This is a genomic window from Myxococcus xanthus, from assembly GCF_006402735.1.
GTDB classification, from domain to species: Bacteria; Myxococcota; Myxococcia; order Myxococcales; family Myxococcaceae; genus Myxococcus; species Myxococcus xanthus_A.
In genome coordinates this window covers 1,057,673-1,069,780 of record NZ_CP017174.1, presented here as the reverse complement: position 1 = coordinate 1,069,780, position 12,108 = coordinate 1,057,673, and the positions used below count along the sequence as shown (strand labels likewise).

Below are 12,108 nucleotides of genomic sequence, written 5' to 3'. Positions count from 1 at the left end.
TGCCTCACCGCCCCAGCGCGGCGACGAGCCGGGCCACGTAGTCGACGTCGGTGCCCTCCTCGAAGCGCACCCGCGCTCCGCTCGCCGTTACCACCTCCAGCATCGACTCCGTCGCCGTGGGCCTCGTCGCGACCTCCACCGGCAGCAGGCGCACTACCTCTGCCTGACTGCCGTGCTGGCGTCGGCGCCGGTACACCCACGACTGCAACGTGCTGAGCCGCACGCCTCGCTGCGAGGAGAACGCTTTTTGCGTCAGTCCGCTCGCCTCGAAGGCTTCGGCGACCCGGAACCACTCCTGCTTCTCCACCGGCTTTGACATTCCCACCAGGGTCCTCGGCGCCGACTCCTCACTCAACGCCTCTCAGCACGTCCTTGGCCGGACGGATACTCTCCACCGGCTTTGACATTCCCACCAGGGTCCTCGGCGCCGACTCCTCACTCAACGCCTCTCAGCACGTCCTTGGCCGGACGGATACGCTGGGCGCGGCGGGTGAGGCGCTCGGCTACGACAAGCACTTGAAGGTGAACACCGCGAAGAAGCGGACTCACTCGCTCTTCACCCAGGGCGCCTACTACTTCATGGCCATGCCGCGCATGAGCGATGCGCGACTGAGCCCGCTGGTGGACCGATTTGGTCAATTGGTACGCGAGTACGCCGTGTTCCGTGAAGCCTTCGGGCTCATCTGATTCAAATGAGGGGATGCCTCAGGTCATGAATGCCACCTCCGCAGAGTAAATCCTGCGGAGGTGCAACCAGGCACAGGCATCACGCGACCACGCCATTCCAAAACCACCTCAAATAACGCCAAACAAGCAAACCTCCACCTCTGGAACAAACAACTCCAGATCCCACGCCTTCTCCTCCCCCCAGGGAATCTTCGCGCGTTCTACCAACCAGGACTCAAGATTCGCCAAAAGAAGCCTTGCCGTCTCAGTCCTCGTAATCAGCCCATCAACTGCAGCCCCCCAAGCCTCCTTTTCTCCGAACAGCACCAACTCCAAGACCTCCAGCAATTCCGAATTAGACACCCCTACTACCGCCATCGCATCAGTTACCCTCCGTCCACAAACAACAAGCCCCTCCATGTCCGGAAAGTCTCGCGTACCATACCGAGTTCCCATACCAGTCACCTCGCAAGATACTTTTGGATGGCTTCCGCGCCTTCAACCACTTCCGTCGCGAACCCACCATCTCCATCTGGCGTCCTGACATGCAACCGCCGCACCTGCACTGGAACGTCCTTCCCAGTCTCAATAAGCAATGAACGAGGAACATTGGGCGTGGACATGCGGGTCACCTTTGCACCATCGACCACTGCCTCAACTTCAATACTGAAGCTGGCCATCCGTGACCGGTCCGTTCCATGAACAAACGTTCCGCCGACGTTCTCAGACATCCACACCTTTCCGTCCTTCGGTCTGAAGATACCACTATCAATGATCGAAACGACATTATCACCCTTGGTCCCATGAAACCCCCTGAGCACGTTACTGCTGCGCGCAGCTCCTTCCGTTACATTCGTGACGGACTTCAAGAGCTTCGGGCTTCGAGCAATCATGCCCACCACAACTAGCTTGGCAGCAATTTTTCCTGTCCCGCCAGTTGCCACCTGAAGAATCAACTCCTCCTTATTTGTCGGGATGGGATTAAGTACCAGGAGGCCTTCCTTAACCGTACTCTCGAATGCGCTTTGGAACGCCTCTCTATCAGTGTTCGAACACCCGCCTTTACATGCCTCGGCAAGCGCAACACTCGGCAGGTCGAGACGGCCAAAGCGTCCATCCGGATCCCAGTAGAGTACGGGGTTCTGACGGACATACTGATACGGGTGAAGGTCCCACGGAGAAGAGAGAAACTGCGGTTCAGGCCCCTTCACTGGCGAATCCGGGGTCAACCACCGAGCCGACTCGGGTGCCATCCAACGGGCACCATGATCGCTCCAGCCGGTATGCGCCTCGGTCAACTTGTTCAGAACATTAAGGGGCTCACCCACATGGTCTACGTCACCAAGTTCCGCCGAGCCGCCAAGCAACTCACGATAGGCATCAATGGGGGCGCCAAATGGCTCGTAACGCCGCTCCTCCAGAACGCTTCCATCCTGGCGGCTAATCAACACGGGACCAGCGCTCACACCTCCGTGGAAGTATTGAACCTGCTCCTCGATCCATAGCGCCGCACGCTGAGATTCAGCATGGTGCTCAGCCCGGACACCGGTGTCACAGGACAACCCCAGCATCGAGACGGCCAGCATTCCAGCAGACCAGCGCCGCCAGCGGCCATGAGCAGGAACACGAATACACAAGGCCATCAGCGTCACGCAGGCGAGCGCGCCCAAGATCAATCCCGACACCAAGCGGCCTACTGCCCCATCAATGGTAGCGCCCTCAATTTCAGTTGGAGGTGGCACCACCGATTTTCCAGACGCAGAAGAGGGTACATGGGTTACACGTGCCAACACGCGGTCCGCCAACCGAAGATAGCGCTCCCGAATAGATGCTCCCCGCTGGGTCAATTGCGGAGAGAACCAATACTGCATGTCTCCAGATGGCGCGCGAGTAAGCACCCGCATCCCATCAAAACCATAGTCATGTTCGACAACTGAAGTGGTTCCAGGGGATGACGGCAACTTGACGCGCACAAGCTGATCCAGCCCGTTGTACGTCATCAGATGTCCGCCCTGCTGCACGAGGCGGCCTGCATCATCGTAACCCATCAACGTCTCATTGGAGCCTGCGGTCACTCGGGTCAGTTGGCGAGGCCCAAACCCTCTCTCTCCGTAGTGATAGGCACCTGCGAGCACATTGAGTGCCTTGGGACCTGACGAGTGACGCAGGACCATGTTCTGCAACCCATCGTAGGCATACTCAAACCGGAAAGACTCCGCTCCCTCCCCGAGCGTACCATCAGGGAGAGGTACCGCCCCCAGTACGGACTCCGTCAGGCGCGCCGCAGGATCATATTCGAATGTGGCCGAATGATTGAGGCCAACGCCGTCGGCGTCGCTCACAGTCACTGGCGCACCAAAAGCGTTTCGCGTCAGCGTCACGTCGTATAGCGTCACGCCCGTGGCGCGTTGGACATGAACGCGACTTGGCATCCCCAAAGCGTCTCGCGCATAAACTTGGCGTACTCCATTACCGAAACGCTCCTCAATGACTCTTCCGGCGGCGTCGAGTTCCACAGCCTCCCAATAGTTTCCGAGGCGAACGGGACGTCCGGCAGCATCGTAGGTCGTGTCAACCAGAACTCCGTCTACATCAGAAGTGAGCGGCAACCCCGTCGTACTGAAGAGGGTATCCTCCACGCTCCACATACCTTCAATGGCGCGCCGCTGACGGGCAACTCGCCCATGTGCGTCATAGGCGAAGTGCACGCTACCGCGAGGCTCTTCAACCCAGGCCATTCGACCGGCGGTATTGCCGACGGCGGAACCATCCTGAGCAACGTCATAGTGATAAACGAACGTCGCGCCATCCTCACCCAAAGTACGGACAAGACGACCTGCGTCATCGTAAAAATACTCTCGAGCCTGCTGAGCCCCATTTGTCAATCGCGTCAGGTGACCGCTATCGGCGTAACGCAATGTCCTCGTGCCGATGTCCGGATCATTCGCGAACACCAATCTGCCCAATGTGTCGTAAGTAAAGGCGTGGGTGGCCTCCCCATCTTGCAGGCGCAGCGTTCTGATTCGATCCGCAGCGTCATAAGTGGCGTCCACGGACTCAAGGACTGGGCCAACCTGGCGCGTTGTCCTCCGAATTCTCCCCAGACCATCCTTGGTCGTGTGGACGGGAGCCATCCCCTGCACCGTATGAGTGGCGCCCAATACAGCATAAGCCATCGTCTGAACTGCCCCGGTCGGCAGTGACTGGCTCACAAGCCGCCCCAGTGCATCATAAGCCAGCAATTGAGCATCGGCGTTTGTCGGCCGCACAGCAGGCAGTGACGCCTGCGCCCAGACGAAGGGCTCCGCGCGATAGACAACCTTGCCCCGGGCGTCTCGCTCCACCCAGTCGCCTACGAGCCACTGTGTCCGCAGCAAGCGCGTGGCAGTGTACAGCGCCTCGCCGGCGCCATTCGCAATGGCCACTGTCTGTCGCCACTTCGGACTTGGCTTCCATGGCAAGGATTCTGCGCGGAGCTCGGCGTCAGAACCGTCATATGCGTACGTGGTCGTCCGCGGCGCTGGGGCCGTCCAATCATACGAGTAACGAAGATGCGGAGGCGCACCAGCAACCGACACTGTTACCAGCCGTCCTAGACTGTCGTAGCCCACCTCAGTCGCGATACCATTGGGATCCGTCAATACCTTCAATTGACCCAGCACATCATCCCACTGGGCAGCCCACGTCAGTATCCTGCCTGGGACGGGCGATACACTTTCTGCAGTCGCATGGAGCCGGTTGGCGTCGTAGGAGATGGTGCGCCACACACCATTCTCGAACATCCGGACCGGATTGTCCCAAGCATCATATTCCGTGGAGGTATCCACCACCCAACGCGGCTGAACTGAATCTTCCAACCAGCCACGCTTCTCGCGCACCAACCTGCCTACGCGGCATGCTGCGACATCCGTCCAGGTGAAAACCTGCGAAGCATCTCCATAGAAAGTACGTGAGTGAGAAACGAGCGTACCATCCGCCTCCAGCACCTTCTCTTCACACACCACATCCTGTATCCAGAGTGCATCATCACTGGCGTACGCACGAATGACTGTCTTCTCGTCCCCCTGCAGATCCAAGCGCCCCGAGTGCAACTCTTCGACAGGCCGCACGCGAGTGTCATACGCATAGGTCGTGAGGGTCTCTACTGGCGTTGCCGTCCCTTCATGGTGCCAGATTCGCTGCTCCAGCACCGCAGCCTTGCGAAGCAGCGCTACGGACGGGAGCCCATCAACGACTCGAGCCTCGTACTGGGAGGTCTTGACTGAAAACAGCTTCCCATTGCCATCCTCGGTGCGCACTTCCAGCGGCACCCCACGGAGAACACGCTCAACAGCAAACCCTGCATGATACAGCGTCTTCTCAATGAGCGTCTCCCTCAGCGTTGTGCCGACTTGGCGACGAATGCCGGTGAGGAAGCCACCGAAACGCCGCTCTCCCCCATCCCAGAAACCATCCCGCACCGAGTGCTCCACCACTCGAGGGGGCCCTCCTGCACCGGGATTCACTGTCACTGTCACCGGAACCGGCACCGACACGGGGAGCTGCATTTCCCACGGCTGGCCAGCGGTCTCCGCGGCCACCGACAAGATTGCGGAAGCCGAATAGTCCAGAGAGACCGTCTTCCCTAGGCCATTGTCGACCCCAACCAGCATGCCAGCGGAGGTGCGCCCCGCCAGATCCAACACCCAGAGCCCTTGCTGAGAGGACCAAACGACATCTTCGCTGCCATTGCCATTCACATCGGCAATGGCCACGACTGAATCATAGGCCGCGCTCCCGGGCCGAGCCAGGAACCGCGCCGTCGCCAGCACGCCGCCCTCCGCCTTGCCCGCATACCAATACACGTGACTGGCGGACAGTCTCACAACATCCATGAGACCATCGCGATTGAGGTCACACAGCCGTACGTCAGCCAGCGGGAAATTTCCTGTGCCCCACGGATGGCTGTAACTCCCCTTCAGGACGAAGTTGCCATCCCCTCGTCCCAGGAACACACGCATGAGGGAGTCGGTGAGTTGCACCACGTCTGCCAATCCGTCGCCATTGACATCATGAAATCGGACATCAGGTCCTGGAACCAGCTGAGAGACCCCACCAATGTATGGCCGAGAAATCCAAGCCCCTAGGCCTGTCGCACCGTTGAGTTTGACTCGAATACCGTTCGCAATGCGCTGAATGACATCAACGCGACCATCTCCGTTCAGGTCAGCAAAAAAATAATCAGCACCATTGAGCGGTAGATTGTCACTCCCCTGCCACTTGCTCCCAGCGTCCACCCAGGAGAATCCGTTCAACCTATACGGCCGCCAGGAGCTACTGAGATAGCGAACAAGCTCTGGTCGGGCGTCCCCATCCAGATCCATCAAACGCACATTCGCAAGATCAATGGCGGGCCCTGGCAAAGTTCGAGGTGAAGCAAACCCGCTGCCAGTTCCTCTCTTGTATGAATGCCCAGAGGCTTCGATGCGCAGCAGGTCACTCATCCCATCACCGTCCACATCCGCCAGACTGACGCCACGCGAATTCAGGATCCAGCCAGCAACTCCTGTCTGCTGAATGATCTGCTCAGCTGCCGGCTCCGCATATGAAAACGAGAGCATTGGCAGAGCCCCTTCGCCGCCACGCCCGGTCATTTCCACATGTACCAATCGACTTAGGCTGAGGCTATTTTCGTAGGTCAGGTGATACATGCGTACCACCTCGTCAAAGGAGGTGACTCGCACGTGCTTCAAGCGCTTGGCCGTCTCCACGGCAAAGCCCGAGCGGTAGCTGACCACGACGTCAGGTCGCTCTTCGTAGAGCAACTCCACAAGGAACGAATCGCCAGGCCCCCACGCCAAGCTTACTGGATATACCTGTCCCCCTTCTTTTGAGTACTGCAGGGCGACTCGATGGCCTGCCGGATGCAGCACTTCCTCTGCGAACCATGCAGCAACCTGCCCGGTCGTGGCAGACTCCTGGCGGGCACTGGCCGCAGTCCCTAAGAAATACCGAGTCCCCCCGTTTTCGGTCACCAGGAAGCCCGCCCCGCTGCGCTCCACCTTCACCTCTTGCCCACGCCCCTCCAAGCGCCATGTACCATCCTGCAGCGCGACGAGACGCCCGCCTCCGGCAATACCAACCAGCTCCAACTCATCCGTTGGAGTGTAGGCTGGGACGCCGTGACGCAACGAGCGCCTAATGGACATAACAGGCAACGACCAACCTACGCCGACCAGACCATTGCCCATCTCTCCCGAATAGGACAATGCCAATGTCGGCGAAAATCCACCCCTCCCCCTGGGCAACTCAAAGGGCACACCATATTGAATCTGAGCGCTAAAGCCGTTGACGGCAAGCTCATCCCCAAGCCCTCGAACCGACCCTGGTCCATCGGGAAGCCGCAACGTTTGAGAATTAAGCGCCCCTGGCACTGGCTCTCCTGCCCCCCATGCCGAGCTTGAAACAAGACACAACAGACCACAAGCAATCACCATCTTCATCTTGACAACCCTGGATTACGAAATCCGCTCACCCATAAAAAAGAGGCCCACCCAAATCTGGCATGGGCCTCTTTCTACCAATCCAAACTCAGCCTACAGCCGCAGACACGAAGCCTGCTCCACCTCTGCCCCCTCACAAAGAGAGGGCATGGACGATTCCAGTTTCGGATCTTCCTCGTTCGGCGATGCGCTCGGCTCGGGCGCATTCGAAATGGACACCACTTCGAAACGCAACATGACGTCTTCAACTGCGTTGGCAGGGAAGCCGTTTTCCAGCGCTCCTTGATACGGGATCAGCAACAGATACTCACCGAAGAAGCCTCTTCCCGCCAGTTCGTCGGAGCAACCATTCTGAGGCGTACAAGTCAGCGACGTCCATTCGCTTCTCGTCATGTTGATCTTCGAGTGAACGCTCGCTGCTGACCATGCATTGGTTGTGGCAGCACTATGGGGTGTCCCCAAACCGGTCAGGTCGAGCGCTGGGCGGTTGGCGCGAACCTGAAAATTCGCCCCATTTCCACGACCCAAGCTATCACACCAGTGGCTCTGGAATGTATTCCGTTTATACAGCAACAACTGAACACCGTTGCCTTCAAGCCAAGTCCCCAGGTCACCAGTAGTCATATTCGCCCGCACAGACCAGAGGCGCTCCGAGCAGCGCAATGCCAATCCATTGGGAACGGGCATTGTGAACCGAATCCCTTGCCCCAGATACCGCCCAGTCCGGTCAAAAACCGCATTCTCAGGCGCAGCAATCAGGCGTGCGAAACGCGTTCCTGCGCTGAACGCTCGCTCACCCAAGGGAGCACTCTCACTGGACTTCAATTTGAGAACATCATCGAGCAAGCTAAGCGTGACACTCACTTCCCCAGGGAACCTACCTCCAACCTTGCCAGCAAATTTGAGCTGATTCAACTTATTGAAAACCGCCCTCAACTCCGCGGGCCCTGATGCGCTCAGCACCTGTCGGCGCTCAATGAGGCTTTGCTGCATTTCGGATTCCAACGAAAGCGCCAGAAGGTAACTCAATCGCCGAGCCCACTGGAGTGATGCCTCTGCCGTGGCGATACGCTCGTCCAGCCAATAGTGATGCGCGACTGATGGAACCTGGCGCCCTTCCTCACGACTCACCGCTGCGGCTCCCTCATGAGAGAGTTGGGTCACGCGGTCCTGCATGTTCCGCATATTCAGAAGTGCGAGTTCCACGTCCGTGGCTGCGCGTTCGATCTGAAGGGCTGCGGTCTTGATCCCCACCATATGGAGGTTGGCGTTATAGAAGCATTCCTTGACAGAACTCGCCAGAGCCAAGGTTTCCAACTTCGTGTTAAACTCTTGCTCAGCAATGGCGATCTCCCTCGAAATTCTGGCAGACTCATCTGCCTTAACACCACCAAAAACGCCTATTCCGAGGCCAATCACGAACCCAACGCCACCACCAAATGGCCCCCCGAGGGATGCACCAAGGGTAGCGCCAGTCCCTGCCATGGAAATAGCGCGATTGACACTATCGACGCCTTGATTGAGTCGATCGGCATCGGACCTCGCGCTTATCAGCCTGACCATTTTCTTCTCGTGCTCATCAATGAGCGCAAGCCTCGCGTTTCCATCCTCGACGACGTCCCAGCACCGACGAGTTGAGATGTCATGGCGCTCCTGGGCATCAACCCAGGAGGAACGGGCAACCTGCATGCTCTGGCTTGCAGCAGTGACTTCAAGCCGAAGCCTTCCCAACTCCCCACGGAAGCACTCATTGCCAAGATTCCGGTCAATGTCCACGGGTGAGGGTAACATGTGGATCCCTCCGAGCGAACCACTGCATTGCTGCTCGAAGTATGCCAACGATGCTTCCGACACCTTATCTACGGAGAATGGCGGCCGGTACAGTGCGGTCACAGGCATATGTTGCCCTCTGGCGCGAACCATCCCGCCCGTAACCACTGCTTCATGCCAGCCTACGGCCACCTCGAAGTAAGGCGAGGGAAGCGTGATTTCCCCCCGGCCCCGCAGACCATTCCAAACACAGAGCGAATACCGAGCGGCTGGTGCCCTCACGGCTGAATAGAGGGAAATTGGCGTAACATTGCACCCAGGGGATTGCCGCGCAACGTAGCATGTCTCAGAGCGAAGCGCGTTCGGCTGCTCAGGGTCGAACAAGGCCAAAGCGTCTTTTGCTTCGGAATCAAGGCCGCACATCTCAACCAGCGGACGACCATACTCCGTTTTGAGGGCCTCCAAACGTCGCTGTACATCAAACTCTGACAACTGTTGCTGAATGGCACTGGTTCGCTGTTGGTCCCAAGCCGTTCGCGCAGCCTCGACGTCCGCCTCGGCCTGCGCTAAACCACTCGCGGCATACCCGAGAATATAGTCAGAGCTTGCAAAGTAGCGCTCTGATGCACCAGTCGCACTTCGGAAGAAGAGTGGTGCCTCATCCTCGGGGATGTCCCAGGGGCGGCAACTCTGCATTGCAGCAAATCGCTTTTGAACTCGGTTGCGAACTGCCTCAAGCTCGGCGCGCGCTTTCTTCCAGCGTGCCTCAACATTGGGCCCCATCCCCGCAGTCCCCTCACAGTTCGCCGAGCGCGTCTTGTAGTGCTGCGCGGCAGCCCGTGATTCAAGAGCAATGGAGTAGCGCAATGTTCGACTGAAGCGTTCTATCGCTTGACCGCGCTCGGAATTGGGTGATGTGTCCCCGCAGCTTGCAATCCGAGAGACCCGCTCCAGCTCAGCATCCAGCAGCTCAAGGTGAGCAGAAAGCCCTTCCATTACGACAGTTGGCAGCCCGATTCCCTGGTCGTGATGAGGGAGGCTTCCGCTCGGCGCCAGCAAATCGCGTGACCTGTCAGCGAAATGCGACACTGGCCGCTGAACAGCCTCAGCAACCTGTTCATCCGATAGGGCATGATCCCATACGACCGCCCCGAATGTAGAATGCTTCAAGTCACCAAACGTGGGATCTTCCGAATATGGCGCTTCAAACCCTGTCGCAACAGTCGCTGATGGCTCAATAAAGAAGGGCTGCTGCTGCGGAGAATGGACCTCGTATCCACCTGAACGTCGGCGCACCACATACGGTGCCGTATCATCGGGCCCCATCCATTCCAGGGAGTACTCAGCATGCGTCCGCGCGTCGCCAGCGAAATGCTCCGCGATGAGCACCTCCCCGGGCCCGACCATGTAGTCATGCGTAAACTTATAGATGTAGAATTTATTGGAGGCTTCGCCATCTGCCCCCTCTCCGAAAGACAGAATCGGGTAGAACCCCGCCTCGCATCGGCCCGGCGGACACACTGCCGGGCTCAGCGAGCACGCATACGCTTGAGTTTCACTGCACAAGCTCTGTGCACTTGGATTTGGGTACCACAAAACCGTCAGATCTGAACCATCGGGGAAGTTGTCGGACGAAACCCATCGATCCATGGCCAGACTGTTTGAGCGCCAGCTCCAAACTCCCGTCGGGCTCGGGGGAAGTCGATAATCCGGGTTTTTAAGATCGCAATACCAGTTTCCTCCGACATAATTTCCAATCTGAGGCACAGCATCGTCAAACATGAGGTCCCATGCCCGCTCGAACTGGTCAAGCGAACTGGCCAGCGATGGGACCTGCCAAATCGGATCATCTCCCAAATATGAGTACGAGCCTTGCTGCTGAACGACCTGGCGGGCGGTAAAGGAATGCGCCTCGATCCACCGCTGCAAGAGATGCCATCGCAGCCGGTCATGGTCCGCTCTCCGCCTATCTCCAAGCAATGATAGCGAGTCGAACAACCGCGCCGCACTGAAGCATTGCCCAGGATTTTGCAGCCTTGCCTGGAAGAAAGACTGAACATCCGCAGGCATCCCCCCCTGGGGCAGGGCTTTCAGGTCACTGACGCAAGCCTGCAGCATCTGCTGGCTGTTCAGAATACTCATTCCAGGAACGGCGGCGTTGAAATCCCTCTGGGTCGCCAATCGCGAAAGTGACGGAGGCAACCCATTCGAGCACGCAAGATCCCCTGAATAAGGAAGAATCCCATTACCAAAAGGACTGTTTGGCGATTGCTGACCGCCGCTTTGACACATGACCCCCTGAGCAAGGAGAGCATGAGGCATACCAAAGGCTTCAGGCGCCTCCAGGAGTTGCTGGGCACCTGAGTCACTCCAGGCCTTTCTCTGCTCATGAACAATCGTGTTTCTCGCAGCTACCGTGCTACTTGCAGGACCTTGCCTCACGAAGGACCAAGCATCCCCGGGCACGCAAACCTGCAGGCCGTCCTCACAAACCATGCCGCTTGCGCAAGGCGCTGCTGCACTGCAAGTATCAGTCATCACATCCACTGCCCTGGATAGTGCGTAATCGATCTCAATTCCCACACCAGCAACGCTCATACGGAATGCGCCAGATAGGCTCTGAGTCGAAGCCGTCACACTGGGGAAACCGGCAATATACTGGACGGCCGCGGTCATCGCGTCGACAATCACTCTATCCCCGGATGCGGTCGTTGACGGGAGCCAACCGAACTCGACCTTGGGATTCGTTCTGCTCAGCCTGAGCTTACCTGTGCTCGAAAGCACCTTGCTCTCATCATACAGGAGCAAAAATTGATTATTAGCCCATGCCTTCACTGGGAGCGTCAGCTTTGTCTCGGGAGCGCCTTGTGCGGAAATGTCCGTGGTCGAATTCCCCAGATGCAAAACAACCTGTCCTTCGAAGGGCACAACAGCCGTCGAGGAACTCGGAGGCGCGTATCGAAATGCCGACACCCGCTCTCTCGAAGGAGCAACGTCTACTCCGTCGAACCAGATATCCCAAGTAGCCTGAGTACTGCCCCCTGAGGGCCGAGCCCAAATTCGCTTTACACTTCTGAATTGGCCACCAGCAGCAGCAAAACTCCATCCGGTGAGGCTGCACTCATGGCTGTAGGGACCGCTTCGGTCATCACAGGAGACTTCCATCTGCGTCCCAGCTCGGACCTGCACG

The 12,108-nt window shown here is 58.3% G+C and carries 5 protein-coding genes; 1 reads left to right on the top strand and 4 read right to left on the bottom strand.

Features of this window, described 5'->3' with window-relative positions; translation table 11 throughout:
- Positions 1–4 precede the first annotated feature (4 nt).
- Positions 5–319 carry an IS66 family insertion sequence element accessory protein TnpA gene (gene tnpA / locus BHS09_RS04660; protein WP_140787622.1) on the bottom strand — a complete coding sequence of 105 codons (315 nt, stop codon included), beginning with the start codon at positions 317–319 and terminating at the stop codon, positions 5–7.
- A gap of 53 nt (positions 320–372) precedes the next feature.
- On the opposite strand from tnpA, the gene BHS09_RS04655 reads away from it, so the two are divergent.
- The gene (locus BHS09_RS04655) at positions 373–687 is read left to right on the top strand and encodes a hypothetical protein (RefSeq protein WP_140787618.1); all 315 of its coding nucleotides are present in this window, start codon (positions 373–375) and stop codon (positions 685–687) included.
- Between the two features lie 108 nt (positions 688–795).
- On the opposite strand, the gene BHS09_RS04650 is transcribed toward BHS09_RS04655, so the two are convergent.
- The 3 genes from BHS09_RS04650 to BHS09_RS04640 form a co-directional block, all read right to left on the bottom strand.
- Complete coding sequence (locus tag BHS09_RS04650; protein ID WP_140797276.1) at positions 796–1,086, bottom strand: hypothetical protein; 291 nt, start codon at positions 1,084–1,086, stop codon at positions 796–798.
- 41 nt (positions 1,087–1,127) lie between these two features.
- Positions 1,128–7,148 (bottom strand): FG-GAP-like repeat-containing protein, encoded by a 6,021-nt coding sequence (locus tag BHS09_RS04645; RefSeq protein ID WP_140797275.1) that lies wholly within the window; start codon positions 7,146–7,148, stop codon positions 1,128–1,130.
- A gap of 93 nt (positions 7,149–7,241) precedes the next feature.
- Complete coding sequence (locus BHS09_RS04640) at positions 7,242–11,609, bottom strand: hypothetical protein (protein WP_140787612.1); 4,368 nt, start codon at positions 11,607–11,609, stop codon at positions 7,242–7,244.
- Between the last annotated feature and the right edge of the window lie 499 nt (positions 11,610–12,108).